The sequence below is a fragment of the Corynebacterium pacaense genome, from assembly GCF_900169525.1.
Taxonomy (GTDB): Bacteria; Actinomycetota; Actinomycetes; order Mycobacteriales; family Mycobacteriaceae; genus Corynebacterium; species Corynebacterium pacaense.
In genome coordinates this window covers 42,073-61,266 of sequence record NZ_LT821240.1, presented here as the reverse complement: position 1 = coordinate 61,266, position 19,194 = coordinate 42,073, and the positions used below count along the sequence as shown (strand labels likewise).

Sequence of the window (19,194 nt, the reverse complement as noted above, 5' to 3'; positions counted from 1 at the left end):
TCTGGGCAGTATCTCTATTTCCGGTATCTTCCGCAGCCCAGGTTACCCAAGGTGCGAACTCGTCGGAACACCGGCAACGCAGTAGAATGTCCAGCTAGTCATGACTACACCTGAAAACACCCCAACGCGAAGCGAGCTCCTGAAACTCCTGGACGGAGTCTCCCTCACCGACGAGCGTTCCTTCCGCCGCAGGCTGTCCAAGGCGCGCAATCCGAAGGCTCTCGGCGCCATCGGCGCCGATATCGAGAAGGCACGCAAGCTTGTCGACGCCCGCATCGCCCACATCCCCACCATCACCTACCCGGTGTCGCTGCCGGTCACGGGGAGAAAAGAAGATATTGCGGCCGCCATCCGCGACAACCAGGTGGTCATCATCGCCGGTGAGACCGGTTCGGGAAAGACGACCCAGATTCCGAAAATCTGTCTGGAGATCGGCCGTGGCCGTCGCGGCCTGATCGGCCACACCCAACCCCGGCGGCTGGCCGCGCGCACGGTGGCCGAACGCATCGCCGATGAACTGGGGCAGAGCATCGGGGAAACCGTCGGCTATGCCATCCGCTTTGATGACCGCGTATCGGCCACTACCTCCATCAAGCTGATGACCGACGGAATTCTGCTCGCGGAGATGCAGCGCGACCGTTTTCTCAACGCCTATGACACCATCATCATCGATGAGGCCCACGAGCGTTCCCTGAACATCGATTTCCTGCTCGGCTATCTCCGCCAGCTCCTGCCACGGCGTCCGGACCTGAAGGTGATCATCACTTCGGCGACCATCGATCCCCAGCGCTTCGCCGAGCATTTCGCCGATGCCCAGGGTCATCCCGCCCCGATCATCGAGGTCTCCGGACGCACCTTCCCCGTTGAGATCCGCTACCGGCCGCTGCAGCAGGAGGTCGGCGACACCCTCGTCGACATCGATCCCCTCGACGGCCTGTGCTCCGCGATCGAGGAGCTCATGGGCGAGGGCCCCGGGGACATCCTGTGCTTCTTCCCCGGCGAGCGCGATATCCGCGATGCGATGGAGGCGATCGAGGGCAGGAAATGGCGCGGGGTCGAGGTGACCCCGTTGTTCGGTCGTCTCTCCAATGAGGAGCAGCACCGCGTGTTCCGTCCCCACTCCGGGCGCCGGATCGTGCTGTCAACCAATATCGCCGAAACCTCACTGACGGTCCCGGGAATCCACTACGTGGTGGACACCGGCACGGCCCGTATCTCGCGGTACTCTGTGCGCACCAAGGTGCAGCGCCTGCCCATCGAGGACATCTCACAGGCCAGTGCGAACCAGCGTTCCGGGCGGTGCGGCCGCGTGGCCGACGGTGTGGCCATCCGCCTCTACTCCGAGGCGGATTTCGAATCCCGCCCCGAGTTCACGGATCCGGAGATTCTGCGCACGAACCTGGCCAGCGTCATCCTCCGGATGGCATCCCTGCATCTCGGCGATATCAGCTCATTCCCCTTCGTCCAGGTCCCTGATTCGCGTTCCATCCGCGACGGACTTCTGCTGCTCCATGAGCTGGGCGCCCTCGGAGAGGGGGAAAGCGATGACGGCACTCCGCGGCTGACCACCATCGGGCACGAGCTGGCGAGAATTCCCGTGGACCCGCGGATGGCGCGGATGCTCATCGAGGCGCAACGTCTCGGTGCACTGTATCCGGTGATGGTCATCGTGGCGGCGATGACCATCCAGGATGTCCGCGAGCGGCCGCTCGAGCATCAGGCACAGGCGGATCAGGCCCACGCCAGGTTCAGGGATGGAACCAGTGACTTCCTGGGCTTCATCAAACTGTGGGAGTACATCGCCGACCAGCGTGGACAAACCAGCGGAAATGCCTTCCGCAAGCAGATGAAGAAGGAGTTCCTCCACTACATGCGCATTCGCGAGTGGTGGGACCTGGTGCGGCAGCTTGAGCAGGTGGGACAGCAGCTGGGCTGGTCCTCGAAGGAGCAGGTCGCAGGGGTCGCCAGCCCCGACATCATCCACCAGGCTCTGCTGTCGGGTCTACTGTCTCAGATCGGCACCCGCGATGGGGAGAGCAGGGAGTTCTCCGGCGCCAGGGGAACCAAGTTCATGATCTTCCCGGGTTCGGCCCTTGCAAAGAAGCCACCGCAGTTCATCATGGCCGGGCAACTGGTGGAAACCACCCGCCTGTGGGCCAGGGACGTGGCCAGAATCGAGCCCGAGTGGGTGGAGAAGCTCGCAGGGAACCTGCTCAAGCACCAGTACTCCGAACCGTACTGGTCGACGAAACGCGCAGCGGCCATGGTGCACCGAAAGTCAACGCTGTACGGCGTGACGATCGTCGCCGACAAGGTCGTCCCCTACCATCAGGTCGATCCCGCCGCGGCCCGCTCCATGTTCATCCGACACGCCCTGATCGACGGGGAGTGGACCACCCACCACCGCTTCTTTCATGACAACGCCGCGAAACTGGAGAGCCTCGCCGAACTGGAGGCCAAGGCCCGCCGGCGCGACATCATCGTTGATGAGGACACCCTCTACGACTTCTATGATGCCCGCCTGCCGGAGAACGCCACCACGGGTCGCAACTTCGACTCCTGGTGGAAGAAGACCTCACGCAGTGACCCCGGGCTCCTGGATTTCGATCCCGAGTCACTGATCAACGCCGACGCGGAGGCCGTCAACGAGGAGGCCCTGCCTGACAGGTGGAGCAAGGGCGATCTCGTTTTCGATCTCAGCTACCACTTCGAGCCCGGCCACCGGGATGACGGTGTCACGGTGCTGATCCCCGTGCCGCTGCTGGGCGGGCTGGACACTGAGGGGTTTGACTGGCTCGTCCCCGGTGTTCGGCTGGAGCTGGTGACCGAACTGATCCGTACCCTGCCCAAGGCGCTGCGCAGGTCGGTGGTGCCTGCACCGGACTTCGCCAGGCGGGCACTTCCGAAGCTGCTGCCCTACTCCACACCGCTGACGCGGCAGCTCGCCGATGTGCTGCACTCCTCGGGCGGCAGCGGAATCAACGAAACCGACTTCCACCCGGAGAAACTGCCCGACCATCTGCGGATCACCTACGCCGCGGTGGACAAGCACCGGAAAATCATCGATACCGACAAGGATTTGGAGAAACTCAAGCAGCGCAGAGCCAGCCAGATCCAGGCCTCGGTATCGCGGGTCGCCCGGAAGTCAGAGCAGGCCGAGTCTCCGTCCTGGACACCGGACTCCCTCGGAGAGATCAGGGAGGAGGTGGACACGGTGGTCGATGGCCAGAAGGTGACCGCCTACCCCGCGCTCGTTGTCACTCCCACCGGCGTTTCGGTCAAGGTCCTCCCGACCAGAAACGCTGCAGAGGCCTCCATGATCACGGCGACGCTGACGCTGCTGATGCGTGAAATCGTTGTGAACGACAAGCAGATGACCAAGGGGCTGCCCCTCCAGCAGCGCGTCGCCGTGGACAACTATCCCCATGGAGGGGTGCAAGGGCTGGTCGATGACGCGAGGATCGCCGCAATCAGGGATCTGATGTTCGCCAACGGTGGACCGGTGCGCAGGCCGGAGGACTTTGATGCCCTTCTGGCGAAGGTGTCCCCCGCCGTGCCGGGCGAGGTGCGTCGGGCCGTCGTGGATCTCGCTCCGGCGCTGGTCCAGTACTCATCGGTTGTTTCGGAACTGGATTCCTGGTCGGGGCCGGCGATCGAGGACATGCTCGCACAGTTGGATTTCCTCCTTCCGCCCCATGCACTGAGCGTGCACGGTATCGCGAGGCTGAGGAACCTCCCCCGGTACCTCCACGCGATGCGGATCCGGCTCGAGGAGATGAACCGGGATCCGGACAAGGATGCAGACCGTCAGGACGCCGTGGCCGGAGTCGAGGAGTATCTGCGTGCCAGGCTGAGGAAACTGCCTAAAGGCCGCGAAAAGACGCGGGAGGTCAAGGACATCCTCTGGCAGATCCAGGAGCTCAGGGTCAGTCTCTTCGCGCAGCGCCTCGGCACCCCTGCGCCGGTGTCGCCACAGAGAATCAAGAAGATGGTGGACAGGCTCCGCTGATCGGCGTTCCGGCAGGCGCCCGTGGCAGGGACGATCCTTTTCACGGCGGTGCCGATCACTGCCGGCCGCACCCGACGGGTGGACGGGTGGACGAATGGGTGCCCCGAGGGGAAAAACCGTGGGGCGCCTGGTCAGTTCCTTTCCATCCTCCGCATCAAACGGATCTCCTTTTCAAAGTCATCGGCACTTTCGAAGGACTTGTAAACCGAGGCGAAGCGGAGATACGCAACCTCATCGAGTTCACGAAGGGGTTCGAGAATGGCGAGACCGATGTCATTCGCCTTGACCTGTGAGCTGCCGTTGCTGCGCACGGTTTCCTCGACTGACTGTGCCAGGCGTTTGAGGGCGTCATCGGGAACGTCCCTGCCCTGGCATGCGCGGCGTACCCCCAGCACAACCTTGTCTCTGCTGAAGGGTTCGGTGACGCCGTTTCTCTTCAGCACCAGGAGCACGGCCTTCTCGATCGTGGTGAAACGCCCTTGACAATTGCTGCACTCACGGCGTCTCCGGATCGCTCCCCCGGCATCGATGACCCGCGAATCGATGACTTTTGAATGATCATGCTGACAGAACGGGCAATACACCGGTTAGTTCCTTTCCCGTGGTGGCGCGAACAACAACAGTCTAGGCGACCGCCCCGCTACCTACTCCACGGAAGAGGGACCTTCCCCACCCTAGTGATCGTGCAGGGTGGCCAGTTGTGTGTGCGAAACCTCCGGGGAATCCGCCGGTTCCTGGGGGGTCGCGATCACGATGCCCAATACGATCACAAGGCCGAAAAGCGCACCTCCCATCCAGCTTTTGACATTCTCTCTAATCGAACGGGTGTGAGTGGGAGGGGAATCATCCCGGAAAAGTTCCCGCCCCCGGTCGCGGACGATACGAAACTGGTTGTTAGACGCGCGGACCGCCACGGGCCCTTGCCTGACCGCAGGTGTGCGACTCTCACTATTCGAACTCCGCAGCGTTCGAACACAGCCATTCAAACGGTGGGCCACACCGGGACTTCCGGAGACCCACACGGCGGCTCCCGGGACGACCCCCACTCCAGATCCGCTGCAGCGATTATCAGATTGACGTGCACTTATTGAAGTACTCATTTCCATCTCCTCGGGTTCACAGACAGACTAGACAACACTCCGGACATTTCGAACACAGCAACCGTTCACATGTTCGAGTAAATCCTTCTGTTCGATTTATAGCACCCGATCGGCGGAGTGTCCAGATTTATCGCGACATTCTCGAACATCCGTATCATTCCCAATGAAAACCATGTAATGTGGCTTTTAGGAAATCGCCCCTGGTTCGAACATCGGGCGAGGATGCCATAGGTTGTGGATCCGCAACCGCCCAGTTTTATTCCGGAGCACAGCAGCACAGCAACACGGAGTCACCATCAGACCCGGTGAGTCAAGGAAAGGAACGAGCCCCATGGCCAAGGAGAGTAGGACCGGCGGAGTCCGCGGTAGCAGAGGTAGTCGCACCGTGGCAATGCTTCCCAATGGAAAACCCGACCCGGCGAGCCTGTCCGACCGACAGCGGCGGATCCTCGAGGTGATCAGGGATGCGGTCGTCCTTCGCGGCTATCCGCCGAGCATCAGGGAGATCGGAGACGCGGCGGGTCTCCAGTCCACCTCCTCGGTGGCGTACCAGTTGAAGGAGCTGGAGAAGAAGGGATTCCTCCGCCGAGATCCCAATAAACCACGCGCCGTGGACGTCAGACACCTGCCCGAAACCGGAACCTCACCCAAGGTGGGCCCAAAAGCCAGGGAGAAGCCGGGGGCATCGGCATCCCGGGAGAACGAGCTGGCAGGCGACGCCTCGTTCATTCCGCTCGTGGGCTCCATCGCCGCCGGCAGCCCCATCCTCGCGGAGCAGAACATCGACCAGTACTATCCACTGCCCGCCGAGATCGTCGGGGATGGGGAGCTTTACATGCTGAACGTCGTCGGGGAGTCGATGCGCGATGCCGGAATCCTGGACGGAGACTGGGTCGTCGTTCGTTCCCAGCCGGTTGCCGAACAGGGAGAATTTGTCGCGGCCATGATCGATGGTGAGGCCACGGTGAAGGAGTTCCACAAGGACGCCTCCGGTGTGTGGCTGCTGCCGCACAACGATTCCTTTGCGCCGATCCCCGCGGACAACGCCGAGATCATGGGCAAGGTCGTGTCGGTGATGCGGAAGCTCTGAGCCGGACACGCCGGCACCACCGGTTGCGCACCTCCATCCGATTGGACCCAAGCCCGGTTACCGAACTGAGCACTGCAATTTAACACCCCCGAACAGGGGGTGTCTGTTATTTCGGGGATACCCCACTTGAATGGTGGTTTTACCTGTGAGTTTCGCGCTCAATCAGCAGGTCTTCTTTGTTTTCACTGCCCGATTATTTGAGATTTGACCGCTTGGGCGAGTGAACTGTGCAACTTTTTGGGTCTTTTGACCGTTTAGTGGTGTGATAATAGGAATCATATTCGGGCGTCATCCCACACTTTTCTTTTTGTTTTAAGGAGCGACATGTACGCAGAGGAACGGCGTCGGCAGATCGCATCACTCACGGCCGTGGAAGGTCGGGTCAACGTCACCGAGCTGGCGGGCAGATTCGATGTCACTGCGGAAACCATTCGGAGGGATCTCGCGGTCCTGGACCGTGAGGGCATCGTGCACCGTGTTCACGGTGGTGCTGTGGCAACGCAATCATTCCAGACCACCGAGCTGAGTCTCGATACCCGGTTCCGTTCCGCCTCCTCCGCGAAGTATTCCATAGCCAAGGCGGCGATGGAGTTCCTGCCCGCGGCACGGGGAGGAATGTTCCTGGATGCGGGCACAACCGTCACCGCTCTGGCCGACCTCATTGCGGAGCACTCGAACGCCAAGCAATGGTCGATCGTAACCAACTGCCTGCCCATCGCACTCAGCCTGGCCAATGCCGGATTGGACGAGGTTCAGCTTCTCGGCGGCAGCGTCCGTGCGATAACCCAGGCGGTGGTCGGCGACACGGCACTGAGGATGCTCGCCCTCATGCGGGCGGATGTCGTTTTCATCGGTACCAACGCCCTGACCCTGGATCACGGCCTTTCCACCGCGGACTCCCAGGAGGCCGCAATGAAGTCCGCGATGATCACCAACGCCCACAAGGTTGTCGTACTCTGCGATTCAACCAAGATGGGCACCGACTATCTCGTCAGCTTCGGTTCAATCGATGACATTGATGTCATCGTCACTGATTCCGCCGCTCCACCCAGTTTCGTGGAGCAGCTGCGCGAACGAGACATCGAGGTCGTGATCGCGGAATGATCCTCACGGTAACCGCCAGTCCCTTCCTGCTGAGCACGCATGATCTGTCCAGCGCCATGGAGATCGGAGGGGTCAATCTGATGGAGCAGGCCTCCACTGTCGCCGGTGGCTTCGGCACGGGTGTGGCCTCGATCCTCTACCGCGGCGGCATGGACACCATGGCGCTGTTTCCCGTTCCTGAGATCTCGCACTTCCTGCGGTTGGTCAACGTCTCCGGCCTTCCTCATGAGATCATCCCCGTCGCCGGGCCCATTCCCATGCACCTGACCATGCGTGGATCCGACGGAGTGGAGACGGAGTTCAAGGATTCCCCCATGCCACTGGACATTTCGCAGCTGGCCATGCTGCGTGATCTGGTGGTACGCAAGGCCGAGGACGCCTCCTGGGTGCTTCTCGGTGGTGAGCTTCCGGCAATCGCCCCGGCGGCCTGGTACGTCGATGTAGTTCGCGCGCTGACCCTCTATCATCCCGATGTCAAGGTCGCGATCTCGGCAACGGCCTCCCCGCTGCGCGCGGTGGTCCGCCAACTTGCGGCGACTCAGCCCCACCTGCTCATCCTCACGGTGTCTGATCTGGAGGTCAGCGTCAAGGCCGAGGAGGGATCGATCGCACAGGCCTGGGGCCGAAGTGAGCATCTCCCCCTGATCAACGCCGCAACTTCGTTGATCACCCGCGGAATCTCGGAGGTCCTGATCACCCTGGGACGCTCCGAATCTGTTCTCGTCACCGGGGATGAGGCCTTCCACGCCTCCTTCGATGGCCAACCAGGCAGGCAGGGTGTCAGTTGGAGGGAGTCGCTCGTCGCCGGATTCCTATCCGCAGCCGACCAGGGTCGGGGTCCGGAGTATCAGCTTGCCTACGGTGTCGCCTACGCCAATGCCGCGGGAAGCGAATGGGATGATTTCATTCCCACCCCGGATCGTGTCCTCGCGGGCAGCGTCACCACACGAACACTCGCGTAGCGCGCAGGGAGGGGGTGGCCTCCCACCCGTCGGGTGGGAGGCCACCCCCTCCCCTTTTTTCGATGATGCTCCTAGCTCACCTCGGCCAGGACGGCGCGGACTGCGTCGCGGGCCTCCGTGGCACCCTCCGCGTCGAGAGCCGCGGCCGCCACCTTCTTACAGGTCTCGAAATCAACCTCGGAAAGCTGGGCACCCACGGCTGCGATCGCTGTGGATGCCGCCGAAAGCGAGTTCACCCCGAGTCCCGTGAGGACCAGGGCGAGCAGCGGATCCGCCGCCGCCTCTCCGCACACCCCGACCGGGGTATTGAAGCGCCTGCCCTCTTCACAGGTGTGCCTGATCAGTCTCAGAACGGCCGGCTGCCACGGATCGGTGAGATAGGCCAGCTGGGGCGACATCCGATCCGCTGCCATGGTGTACTGGGTGAGGTCATTTGTTCCGATGGACACGAAATCCAGATGCGGCATGATTTTGTCCGCCATGAGCACGGCCGCAGGGACCTCGATCATCGCGCCGGCGATGAGCCCCCGCTCGCGGCACATGCCGGCGAACCACTGGGCCTCATACGCGGTGGCCACCATTGGCGCCATCACCCAGGTGGGTGCCTCGTCCCCACGGCCCAGGATCTTCACGGCCTTGGCCACGGCATCCAGCTGGCGGGTCAACAGCTCCACGTTCCCCCGGGCGATTCTGAGGCCGCGCACGCCGAGTGCGGGGTTCATCTCATCCGCCATGCTGGCGAAGGGCACCGGCTTGTCCGAACCCGCGTCGAGGGAGCGGACGACAACCTTCGACTTCGGGAAAGCGGACAGAACCTTGGCATAGACCTCGGCCTGCTCATCGACGGAGGGCTCCTCCGTGGCGGAGAGGAAGCAGAGCTCGGTACGGAAGAGCCCGACACCCTCCGCCTCGGTCGTGGCCGCCTGGCGCGCACCATTGCCATCCTGAACGTTGGCCAGAAGCTGCACGCGGTGTCCGTCGCTGGTCTGCGCCGGCCCCTTCCATTCCGCGATGCGGGCGGCCGCGGCGAGTGATTCCTCCACCATGGCGGCGGCCTCGACCGCGTCGGCGCCGAGGGTGATGGTTCCGAGTGCCCCGTCAACCAGCACATCGGTGCCCGCAGTGATCTCATGGATCTTGTGCCCGGCGGCAACGATGCAGGGGACGTTCAACTGACGGGCGATGATGGCGGTGTGACTTGTCGGGCCACCAAGTTCTGTGACCAATCCCACAAAGAGACTTGTATCAAGTGCCGCGGTATCGGCAGGTGAAAGGTCATCGGCGAACAGGACGACCGGGCCGTCGACACTCGGCAGACCGGGCTCCTGCTCCTGACGGAGCTCGGCGATCACGCGGTCCCGGATATCGCGGAGGTCCGTCGTACGCTCCGCAATGATGCCTCCGGCGGCCTCAAACATGGAAATGAACTTCGTGGTCGCGGCGACGACGGCGTACTCGGCCGGATGTCCGCCCTTGATGCCCTTGTTCACCGCCTTCCTCCAACCACGATCATTCACCATGCCAGAGGTCGCCTTGAGAACCTCCGCCGCAGGTCCCTCGGCCTTTTCCGAACGCTCCGCCAGACGCGCGGCGACCACGTCCGCCGCGTTCTTGAATCTCTCCAGCTCCGCTTCCCTGAGATCCTCAGCGACCACGTCGCCTGCCGTGGGCAGTTCGGGCCGGGGGCTGATCCACACAGCCGGAGCGTAACGGATACCTGCCACGACGCCGGTACCTTTAAATACAGTGCCTTGAGTCACATTGGACACAGTTGCCACCTATCCTCACAGTCGGGATTTCCTTACCTTCAAGATCACCACAAAATCAACAGTTGCGCAACCAATCCAACATGAATCGATTGACAAACAGACATGAACCAACATAAATTGGAGTGAAGGAATCACAGCTTAATAGTCGTTGCGAGCCACATCACATTCGATGTTTTCACTTTTCAACGGTGGATATCGCGGTGTTTTACAAGGCGCCTCCATTTTAACCAGCGGTAGCACCTTCGTGGTGGACACTTCTCGGCATTCCTGCTATTCGACGCCCGAACGGGGGTCGAGGCGTTGGACGATTCCGGGGCGCTACGCCCGATGTCTCCACATCACTACCCATTTCCACACCAAACAAGCGCATACCCACACAGCCAGAAGGAGGTGACCATGAACTCCAGCGACCAGCGACAGCATGTGATCCTGGATCTCATGGTCCCCTCCGGCCGTATCGGGGTGGGCGAGCTCGCCGAGCACTTCGCGGTCACCTCCGAAACCATCCGGAGGGATCTCAGGCAGCTTGAGTCCCGTGGTCTCCTCCAACGGGTGCACGGGGGCGCGATCATCCCCGGGGACGGCGGGGTCGCGCACTCCAGGGTCGCCGGCCCGGTCCACATCGATGTTGATCGGCCCGGGTCCGGCAACCAGAGGATCGCCGGTGCCGCGGTGGACCTCATCTCCGGGGATGTCACCAGCATCTTCCTTGATTCCGGGTCCCCCGCATCCGCACTTGCGGTGCTGCTTGGGGCAATCCACCACGAGTTCCTGTGGACCGTGGTCACCTCGTCACCGAGCGTGGGTATCCTGCTCGCGCGAGCGGGTCTGAACAGGGTCACCATGGTCGGTGGAACTGTGTCCCCACTGTCCGGCTCCGTGATCGGAGCCCAGGCCACGGAAACCATCTCGGCACTGCGCGCGGACATCTCCTTCGTCTGCGCCGACGGCATCAGTATCGAGCACGGGCTGTCCACCGCGGATCCCGCCAGTGCGGCGGTGAAGGCGAAGATGCTCGCCAACTCCAGGGTTTCGGTGGTGCTGTGCCCGGCCGAGACCCTGGGCCGGGAACTGTCCACGTCTTTCGCAGAGATTTCGGCACCGGACGTGATCATCGCCGAAGTCGCAGCTAATGACCCGATTCTGTCCTTCCTATCCAACCAAGACATCCAGGTGGTAACCCTTTGATTGTCACACTCACACCCAATCCGAGTATTGATTCCACACTCGAGCTGGACGCTCCCCTCAGCCGCGGTGCCGTGCAGCGCCTCGTCTCGGCGACCTCCGTCGCCGGCGGCAAGGGAATCAACGTCGCGCACGCCATTGCACTCGCGGGCCTGGACACCCTCGCGGTGTTCCCCTCCGGCGCACGCGATCCATTCCTTTCCCTCGTCGATGACATCGGGCTCCCCCTCAGCACGGTCACCATCTCCGCCAACGTGAGAACCAACACAACCATTACCGAACCGGACGGAACCACCACCAAACTGAACGGTCCCGGCCCCCGTCTTGAGGGGGAGAAACTCACCGAACTCGAGGAAACGCTTATCGACGCACTGGGTGCCGACGTCGACTGGGTCGTGCTGTCTGGTTCGCTGCCGCCGGGGGTGCCCACCGCCTGGTACTCCCACCTGACCGCACTCATCCGCGAGCACCGCCCCGGGGTCAGCATCGCCGTGGACACCTCCGACGCCCCGTTGCAGGAGCTCGGTCGCGGACTCTCGCAGCCCGGTGCCGCCCCCACCCTGATCAAACCGAACGGACTGGAGCTGGGTCAGCTGGTCGGCCTCGACGGCCAGGAGCTCGAGGAGCGTGCGGCCGCGGGCGATTACGCGCCCATCGTCACCGCCGCCTCCACCCTGGTCGAACGCGGTATCGCCATGGTCCTGGTCACCCTCGGTTCGGCGGGCGCGGTCCTGGTCACCGGCGAGGGCGCCTGGGTGTCGTCGTCACCGCGGATCGAGCCCGTTTCCACGGTCGGCGCGGGCGATTCCTCTCTGGCAGGATTCGTCATGGCGCAGTCGCGGGGGTTGGACACACCGACCTCACTGATCCAGGCGGTCTCCTACGGTTCGGCTGCCGCTGCGCTGCCGGGCACCACCATTCCCAACCCCGACCAGGTCACCACCGTCGGTGCCGAGGTCATTCAAGTTGTCTAGTGAAAGAGTCATCATGAACAAGGTCATCAATACCTCACTCGTGAGGTTGGATGCAGATCTCGGTGGCACCACCACCGAGGTGATCACAAAACTCGCCGGGATCGTCCACGAGGCCGGACGCGCCGACAGCGCCGAGGTTCTGGCCGCGGACGCACTCGCGCGTGAGTCCAAGTCCGCCACCGGCGTCCCGGGCGGCGTCGCAATCCCCCACTGCCGTTCCGAGGCTGTTTCCGAGCCCACCCTCGCCTTCGCCCGCCTGTCACGACCGGTTGACTTCGGTGGTCCCGACGGCGACGCGGATATCATCTTCCTCATCGCCGCCCCCGCCGGCGGCGGCAAGGAGCACCTGAAGATCCTTTCCAAGCTCGCGCGCTCACTCGTGCGCAAGGACTTCATCGACTCGCTGCACAACGCCTCCTCCGCCGAGGAGATCGTGACCCTGGTCGACGACGTGCTCAACCCCAAGCCCAAGGCGGAGGCCGCCGCCCCTGAACACCATGCGTCGGCAAGCAATGTCACCCGCATCGTCGCGGTGACCGCCTGCCCGACCGGCATCGCCCACACCTACATGGCCGCCGATTCCCTGACACAGACCGCTGAGAAGCGTGATGATGTCGAACTCGTGGTGGAGACCCAGGGTTCCTCCGCGGTCACACCACTGGACCCGAAGGTCATCGATGATGCCGACGCCGTCATATTCGCCACCGACGTGGGGGTCAAGGACCGCCAGCGTTTCGCGGGCAAGCCCGTGATCGAATCCGGTGTCAAGCGTGCCATCAACGAACCCGCCAAGATGATCGATGAGGCCGTCGCGGCCTCGAAGAACCCCAACGCCCGCAGGGTCGCAGGTTCCGGTCAGGCGGTGTCCACAGAGGAGACCGGGGAGTCACTGGGCTGGGGCAAGCGGATCCAGCAGGCCGTGATGACAGGCGTGTCCTACATGGTGCCCTTCGTCGCCGCCGGCGGCCTCCTGCTCGCTCTCGGCTTCGCTTTCGGCGGATATGACATGGCCAACGGTTGGCAGGCCATCGCCACCAACTTCTCGCTGACCAACCTGCCCGGGCACACCATCGATATCGACGGCGTGGCCACCACCTTCGACAGGTCCGGCTTCCTTCTCTACATCGGAGCGGTGCTCTTCGCCACCGGCCAGGCGGCGATGGGCTTCATCGTCGCGGCACTGTCCGGCTACACCGCCTACGCACTCGCCGGGCGCCCCGGCATCGCCCCCGGTTTCGTGGGCGGCGCCATCTCCGTGACCATCGGAGCCGGCTTCATCGGAGGTCTGGTCACCGGTATCCTCGCCGGCCTCGTGGCCATGTGGATCGGCTCGTGGAAGGTCCCCCGGGTTGTGCAGTCCCTGATGCCCGTGGTCATCATTCCCCTGCTCACCTCCTTCGTGGTCGGCCTCGTGATGTTCCTGGTCCTCGGCCGACCGCTGGAATGGATCATGGTCTCCCTGCAGGACTGGCTCGGTTCCATGTCCGGTTCCTCCGCGGTGCTGCTCGGCATCATCCTCGGCCTGATGATGTGCTTCGACCTCGGTGGCCCGGTGAACAAGGCGGCCTACCTCTTCGGTACCGCCGGCCTGTCCACGGGCGACGAGGCGTCCATGCAGATCATGGCGGCCATCATGGCCGCCGGCATGATTCCGCCGATCGCGCTGTCCATTGCCACGATCCTGCGCAAGAACCTCTTCACCCCCGCGGAGCAGGAGAACGGAAAGTCATCCTGGCTGCTCGGACTCGCCTTTGTCTCTGAAGGTGCCATCCCCTTCGCCGCGGCGGACCCGCTCCGCGTCATCCCCTCGATGATGCTCGGTGGCGCCACCACCGGCGCAATCTCCATGGCGCTGGGCGTCGGATCCCGGGCACCCCACGGCGGCATCTTCGTGATCTGGGCCGTCGACCCCTGGTGGGGCTGGCTGATCGCCCTGGTCGCCGGCACCATTGTCTCCACGATCGCTGTGATAGCCATGAAGCAGTTCTGGCCCAACAAGGCTGTCGAGGCGGAAGCGGCGAAGGCCGCCGCCGTTGCCAACGCCTGAGGCACGATTTCCGGGAAAGTGTGATTAAGTCCGGTTTTCTGCCCGATCGTGGCAGCAAACCGGGACGCGCACTAAGCTTGATCCTGATACAAATACGAACATCCCGCCTCCCGACCGATTCGATCAGGGGCATGAAGAAAGGAACACTCCTGTGGCATCAAAGACTGTGACCGTGGGCTCCGCCGTCGGACTGCACGCACGTCCCGCCTCCCTCATCGCCGAGGCAGCCTCCGAGTACGACGACGACATCTTCCTCACCCTCGTAGGCTCCGACGACGACGATGAAACCGATGCCTCCTCATCTCTGATGATCATGGCGCTGGGCGCGGAGAACGGTGACCAGGTCACCGTCACCTCCGATAACGCCGAGGCGGTTGACAAGATCGCTGCTCTGATTGAGAAGGACCTCGACGCGGAGTAGGGCTCTGCCCCACCGAAGACGCGGACGGCCCCGCCACACCAGGTTTCCCCTCGGTGTGGCGGGGCCGTGTCGGTTTCCACGCCCTACACGGGCTCAATGGAGGGCAGCTGGCACACCTGAACAAAGACCTCGGTGACCGCCTCCCCTGAGGGATGGACGCGTGCCCGCTCACCGGAGAATTCCTCCCACCCGATGGAAACGGCGGGCAACCTGCACCCATGCTCCTCCGCCTCATCGAGAATCTCCCGCCAGGTCCGGTCAACCTCCTCAGCGGTCCCCGAGTGGCGCCGGTGAATGGTCTTCATCTCACGGAAATGGTGCAGCGCGACATCATCGATATTGCCCCCGGATTGGCTGAGGGCACCCCTGCGCAGAGCCTCGGCGCCGGGTTGACTGACCGGGAACCCGATCAGAATGTCCACGGTGTCGGAGATCTCACCGAAGTAGTAGGCACGCGCGGGACCGGCCGGCGCGACACCCTCCTCCTTCAACAGTGTGACGATCTCCCGGAAACCGCGATCAAAGAGCTCGGTCATCTCCTCAGGTGAAATGATCACTCGGATCCCCACGATGTCATGGGCCCGGATCTTCTCAAACTGGGTATCAATCATCGACGTAAAGATTCCTCAAGGTGGTGAATTGGCTTCTCCCGCCGGGCCGGGTGCGCCCGACGGGACTTTCAAACTTTAAAAACGAGCGCCCCGTCCCTCACCGACGGTGAGATAGAGACGTTTGAGAACCGGGTAGAAGACAATGATTCCCACCGACCCCCAGGCGATGCCTTCCAATTGCACACCGAAGACCGAGAGGGTCAGGTTACCTATGCCTGCCACCAGAGCGACGGCAACAGCTGTCAGGTTGACGGGGTTGTTGAAATTGACGTTGTTGTCCTGCCAGATCCGCACGCCGAGCATGCCGATGAGACCATACAGTACCAACGTCGCCCCGCCAAGAACACCGGTTGGGATGGTAAAAATCAACGCGCCGAATTTGGGGATGAATGCAAGTGCGATGGCGGTGAGTGCCGCGACCCAATATGCGGCGGTGGAGTACACCCTCGTGGCGGCCATGACACCGATATTCTCCGCATAGGTGGTGGTACCCGATCCACCGAATCCACCGGCGATGGAGGTGGCGAGACCATCCGCGATCAGCGCGTCACCGGCGAGATCATCGAGGTTCTCCCCCGTCATCTCCGACACGGCCTTGACATGGCCGACATTCTCGGCGATCAGCACGATGATGACGGGCAGTGTAAGCAGGATCGCCGACACCTGAAACTCGGGGGTGTGGAACTGGGGTAGCCCGAACCACTGCGCATCCCGGATGGTCTCCACGGCACCCTCGGCGAGGGAGCCGCTGGCCGCCGCAAAGACCCAGCCGACGACGACCCCGATGAGAATCCCCAGTCGTGCAACCATTCCTCGCCCGGCAACCGTGGCCAGCAGAATGGTCAACAGGGTGACCGTGGCCACCAGCGGCTGTCCCGCGAAATTGGCGGCGGCGGTGGGGGCGAGGTTCAACCCGATCAGGGCGACGATCGCGCCCGTGACCGCGGGGGGCATCACCGCATCGATGACCCGCCTGCCTGCCACCTTGACCAGGAATCCCACACCGATGAGCACCAGGCCTGCAACAAGTACCCCACCGATCTGGACCCCGATGCCCTGTGCCTGTGTCGCCGTCAACGGGGCGATGAATGCAAATGAGCTGCCCAGATAGGAGGGCAGCCGGTTGCGGGTGATCAGGAGGAAGACAATGGTCCCCAACCCGGAGAACAACAGCGTGGTGTTCACCGGGAATCCCGTTAGTGTCGGCACCAGCAGCGTCGCACCGAACATGGCGATCACGTGCTGCATGCCGATTCCGATTGTGCGTCCCCAGCTCAGTCGCTCACGAGGAGCTACGACCGCGCCGGGATTGATTTTCTTGCCGTCGCCGTGGACGGTCCAGCCCCAAGTAGAAGTCACGAACCATCATTATCTTCCACCCGGCGCCCCGATGGGAAATCACCGCGCGGGATGTGAGCAGATCGTTACCTGGAGGCTCAGGCCTCCACGATCCCGTTCTCCCTTACCACGTACTCCTCCAATTCCGAGGCGAGGGCGGCGGGGATGCGGACATCGATCAAGGTTCCACTCTCCGCGTACTCCTCCGAGAGTACGGTCCCGTACTGGTGGAGCCGCGAGACGATGTCTCCTCGGGTGAAGGGGATGCGGAGTACGACATGGGAATCCCTCGAGTTGAGAAACAGCTCGATCCGGGCCTCGAGCTCCCTGATGCCCTCGCCGGTGAGGGCGGAGACGAACACCACATCGTCGAGCGCGTGGCGCAGCTCGGCGAGCGTGAGCGGATCAGCCTGGTCGATCTTGTTGACCACGATGATCTCAGGTGACGGGGTGGCTCCGGTGGAACGGACAATGTCACTGATCACAGTGTTCACCGCCTCGATCTGCTTGAGCGGGAAGGGATCGGATCCATCAACCACGTGGAGCATCAGATCCGCCTCGACAACCTCCTCGAGGGTGGATTTGAAGGCCTCCACCAAAGAGGTGGGAAGGTGGCGGACAAATCCCACGGTATCGGTGAATACCACGTTGCGGCCATCGGCGAGCTCGGCCCTGCGGGTGGTCGGGTCGAGGGTGGCGAAGAGCGCGTTCTCCACCAGAACACCCGCACCGGTCATCGCGTTGATCAGGGACGACTTTCCGGCGTTGGTGTATCCGGCGATGGCGATCTGGGGCACCATTGATTCCGAGCGCTGTGAACGCTTGACGCTCCTGGCCGTGTCCATTCCCGCGAGTTCCCGGCGCAGCCTGGCCATGTCCGTGCGCAGGCGACGCCGATCGGCTTCGATCTTGGTCTCACCGGGACCCCTGAGGCCGACACCGCCGTTAGAGCCCGCACGACCACCGGCCTGGCGGGAAAGGTTGCCGCCCCAGCCGCGCACCCGGGAGATCAGGTACTCCATCTGGGCCAGCGCCACCTGGGTCTTACCCTCTCGGGACTTGGCGTGCTGGGCGAAAATGTCCAGAATCAGCATGGTGCGGTCGATGACCTTGATATTGAGATCCCGCTCCAGTGCGACCAGTTGCGACGGGCTGAGCTCACCGTCACAGATGACGGTGTCCGCTCCCGTTGCCTCGATGATCTCTTTTAGTTCCCGGACCTTGCCGGAGCCGATGTAGGTTCCGGGGTCGGGTTTGTCACGCTTCTGGTAGATCGACTCGATCACCTCGGCGCCGGCGGTATCCGCCAGTGCGGCGAGTTCGGCGAGGCTGGCATCTATCTCCGCGGTGGTGCCCTCGGTCCAGACACCGACCAGGATCACCCGCTCCAACCGGAGCTTCCGGTACTCCACCTCATAGCCGTCGGAGGCCTCATCTGCGTGGATCGTGGTGTCTCTTCTTCTGATGGCCTCACGGTCCTCCAGGTCGAGATCACCTACGGAGGGGGCATCGACATCGGCGGCCCGGGGCCTCAGCAGCCCGGACAGGTCGTGTCCGGTGGGCTCGGGAAGCTCACGCTTCCTGTGATCATGGAAGGCCTGTTCGATGAGAGCCTCGTGGTCAAATTTCTTCTTTTCATCCATTGTTCAACCATTGTTCCACGTCCATGACCTGCGGGCCAGAGCCCTGCGCACGCTCTCAGCGATCAGAAATGTCCGCGCCGCCGCCGTAACAGCCGGCTACCCTCCGCCATTCCCGCGGTGGCACGGGCGAACATCACCGTGCCGCGACGTGACTGGCCCCTGCTTCAAAGGCTAAGATAAGCGGCATGATCAGCGATCTTAAGAGTATCGGCATGGAATTCAACCGCTGGCAGGATGCCGTCGAGGCCGCCATTGCCTCCGAGCGTCTGGAGGTCGCCGGCGAGGTCAGGGGCGGGCAGCTCATTCAGTTCTCCGACGACTCCGGTGCCCAGATCAACATCCTGGCGGTGGAGCCCTTCGCCACCTTCGCGGGGTTCACCTCCTCCACCGTGGCCTACGCCCACGTCAGCATGGTCAATGATGTACTCGCCCTGTGCGACATCATCGATCCATTTGGCAACAGGGTCACCTCGGTCACCGTCAACCTCGCTCAGGGACCGCTTCTGGTCGATGAACCCGAGCAGCGCTGGCAGCAGCTCGCCGTCACCGCGCTCGGCGTGGATGTCAGGGTCCATGACACCGCCGAGGACTATATCCGTAACGGCGGCGAGGTCGTTGGAATGCTGGTATCCGATGGCGCACTGCAGGTGGAAAGTGGAAACGGCGCCAGTGTTCCGGATGCCTCCGCCGAGTTCTCCGCACGCGTGCTCGAATCCTCCTACCGGATCAACGCACTGACCGGCCAGCGATTCATCCACTGCTCCGTGGACGGCTACTTCGCCTTCGACGTCTGCCTGCCCGACGCACCCGAGCTTCCCGCCCGCGATTCCGTGCTCTCCGGAAAGGTCATGCTCACCGGTTCCCTGATCCCCGTTGTCGCTTCCGGTTGTGGCGGCGGCGGCTGCGGATCCGGTGGCTGCGGCTGCGGTGGGCATTAGCCG

14 protein-coding genes are annotated in these 19,194 nt (G+C 63.0%); 9 read left to right on the top strand and 5 right to left on the bottom strand.

Going from position 1 to position 19,194, the window contains the following annotated elements; all coding sequences use genetic code 11:
* The first annotated feature begins 100 nt into the window (after positions 1-100).
* The gene (gene hrpA / locus B7E02_RS07405) at positions 101-4,009 is read left to right on the top strand and encodes an ATP-dependent RNA helicase HrpA (protein ID WP_080794623.1); all 3,909 of its coding nucleotides are present in this window, start codon (positions 101-103) and stop codon (positions 4,007-4,009) included.
* A 131-nt stretch (positions 4,010-4,140) separates the two neighbouring features.
* Here hrpA and nrdR read toward each other — a convergent pair whose 3' ends face one another.
* Positions 4,141-4,593, bottom strand: coding sequence for a transcriptional regulator NrdR (gene nrdR / locus B7E02_RS07400; protein WP_080794621.1), 453 nt, complete (start codon positions 4,591-4,593; stop codon positions 4,141-4,143).
* Positions 4,594-5,500: 907 nt separating this feature from the next.
* Here nrdR and lexA point away from each other — a divergent pair.
* The 3 genes from lexA (at position 5,501) to B7E02_RS07385 (ending at position 8,265) form a co-directional block, all read left to right on the top strand.
* Entirely contained in the window at positions 5,501-6,199 is a 699-nt protein-coding gene (lexA, locus tag B7E02_RS07395) for a transcriptional repressor LexA (protein ID WP_425429804.1), read from the top strand.
* A 324-nt stretch (positions 6,200-6,523) separates the two neighbouring features.
* The gene (locus B7E02_RS07390) at positions 6,524-7,303 is read left to right on the top strand and encodes a DeoR/GlpR family DNA-binding transcription regulator (protein ID WP_080794616.1); all 780 of its coding nucleotides are present in this window, start codon (positions 6,524-6,526) and stop codon (positions 7,301-7,303) included.
* Positions 7,300-8,265, top strand: coding sequence for a carbohydrate kinase family protein (locus B7E02_RS07385; RefSeq protein ID WP_080794614.1), 966 nt, complete (start codon positions 7,300-7,302; stop codon positions 8,263-8,265). Before B7E02_RS07390 ends, B7E02_RS07385 begins: the two co-directional genes overlap by 4 nt.
* Before the next feature lie 71 nt (positions 8,266-8,336).
* On the opposite strand, the gene ptsP is transcribed toward B7E02_RS07385, so the two are convergent.
* Positions 8,337-10,043, bottom strand: coding sequence for a phosphoenolpyruvate--protein phosphotransferase (ptsP, locus tag B7E02_RS07380; RefSeq protein ID WP_080794612.1), 1,707 nt, complete (start codon positions 10,041-10,043; stop codon positions 8,337-8,339).
* A 387-nt stretch (positions 10,044-10,430) separates the two neighbouring features.
* On the opposite strand from ptsP, the gene B7E02_RS07375 reads away from it, so the two are divergent.
* The 4 genes from B7E02_RS07375 to B7E02_RS07360 all read left to right on the top strand — a co-directional run bounded on the left by B7E02_RS07375 (position 10,431) and on the right by B7E02_RS07360 (position 14,661).
* Positions 10,431-11,222, top strand: coding sequence for a DeoR/GlpR family DNA-binding transcription regulator (locus B7E02_RS07375; RefSeq protein WP_080794610.1), 792 nt, complete (start codon positions 10,431-10,433; stop codon positions 11,220-11,222).
* Positions 11,219-12,193 (top strand): 1-phosphofructokinase family hexose kinase, encoded by a 975-nt coding sequence (locus tag B7E02_RS07370; protein ID WP_080794607.1) that lies wholly within the window; start codon positions 11,219-11,221, stop codon positions 12,191-12,193. The genes B7E02_RS07375 and B7E02_RS07370 overlap by 4 nt, the downstream gene beginning before the upstream one ends.
* Before the next feature lie 13 nt (positions 12,194-12,206).
* Positions 12,207-14,240, top strand: coding sequence for a PTS fructose transporter subunit IIABC (locus B7E02_RS07365; RefSeq protein WP_080794605.1), 2,034 nt, complete (start codon positions 12,207-12,209; stop codon positions 14,238-14,240).
* A gap of 151 nt (positions 14,241-14,391) precedes the next feature.
* Entirely contained in the window at positions 14,392-14,661 is a 270-nt protein-coding gene (locus B7E02_RS07360) for an HPr family phosphocarrier protein (RefSeq protein WP_080794604.1), read from the top strand.
* 83 nt (positions 14,662-14,744) lie between these two features.
* Here the strand turns inward: B7E02_RS07360 and B7E02_RS07355 are convergent, their stop codons facing one another.
* The 3 genes from B7E02_RS07355 to hflX form a co-directional block, all read right to left on the bottom strand.
* Positions 14,745-15,272 (bottom strand): GyrI-like domain-containing protein, encoded by a 528-nt coding sequence (locus B7E02_RS07355; RefSeq protein WP_080794602.1) that lies wholly within the window; start codon positions 15,270-15,272, stop codon positions 14,745-14,747.
* A 75-nt stretch (positions 15,273-15,347) separates the two neighbouring features.
* A complete protein-coding gene (locus tag B7E02_RS07350; protein WP_080794600.1) occupies positions 15,348-16,631 on the bottom strand; it encodes a uracil-xanthine permease family protein in 1,284 nt (427 codons plus the stop codon).
* Positions 16,632-16,708: 77 nt separating this feature from the next.
* On the bottom strand, positions 16,709-18,253 hold the full coding sequence (gene hflX, locus B7E02_RS07345) for a GTPase HflX (RefSeq protein WP_080794598.1): 1,545 nt from the start codon (positions 18,251-18,253) through the stop codon (positions 16,709-16,711).
* Positions 18,254-18,438: 185 nt separating this feature from the next.
* Between hflX and B7E02_RS07340 the strand changes: the two genes are divergently transcribed.
* The gene (locus B7E02_RS07340; protein WP_080794596.1) at positions 18,439-19,191 is read left to right on the top strand and encodes a hypothetical protein; all 753 of its coding nucleotides are present in this window, start codon (positions 18,439-18,441) and stop codon (positions 19,189-19,191) included.
* Positions 19,192-19,194: the final 3 nt, after the last annotated feature.

Excerpts from the sequence above, each read along its gene's own strand:
- hrpA (WP_080794623.1), top strand. The coding sequence starts at position 101 with ATGACTACACCTGAAAACACCCCAACGCGAAGCGAGCTCCTGAAACTC.
- B7E02_RS07365 (WP_080794605.1), top strand. The coding sequence starts at position 12,207 with ATGAACAAGGTCATCAATACCTCACTCGTGAGGTTGGATGCAGATCTC.
- B7E02_RS07340 (WP_080794596.1), top strand. The coding sequence starts at position 18,439 with ATGATCAGCGATCTTAAGAGTATCGGCATGGAATTCAACCGCTGGCAG.
- B7E02_RS07390 (WP_080794616.1), top strand. The coding sequence starts at position 6,524 with ATGTACGCAGAGGAACGGCGTCGGCAGATCGCATCACTCACGGCCGTG.
- B7E02_RS07385 (WP_080794614.1), top strand. The coding sequence starts at position 7,300 with ATGATCCTCACGGTAACCGCCAGTCCCTTCCTGCTGAGCACGCATGAT.
- B7E02_RS07375 (WP_080794610.1), top strand. The coding sequence starts at position 10,431 with ATGAACTCCAGCGACCAGCGACAGCATGTGATCCTGGATCTCATGGTC.
- lexA (WP_425429804.1), top strand. The coding sequence starts at position 5,501 with ATGCTTCCCAATGGAAAACCCGACCCGGCGAGCCTGTCCGACCGACAG.
- hflX (WP_080794598.1), bottom strand. The coding sequence starts at position 18,253 with ATGGATGAAAAGAAGAAATTTGACCACGAGGCTCTCATCGAACAGGCC.
- B7E02_RS07355 (WP_080794602.1), bottom strand. The coding sequence starts at position 15,272 with ATGATTGATACCCAGTTTGAGAAGATCCGGGCCCATGACATCGTGGGG.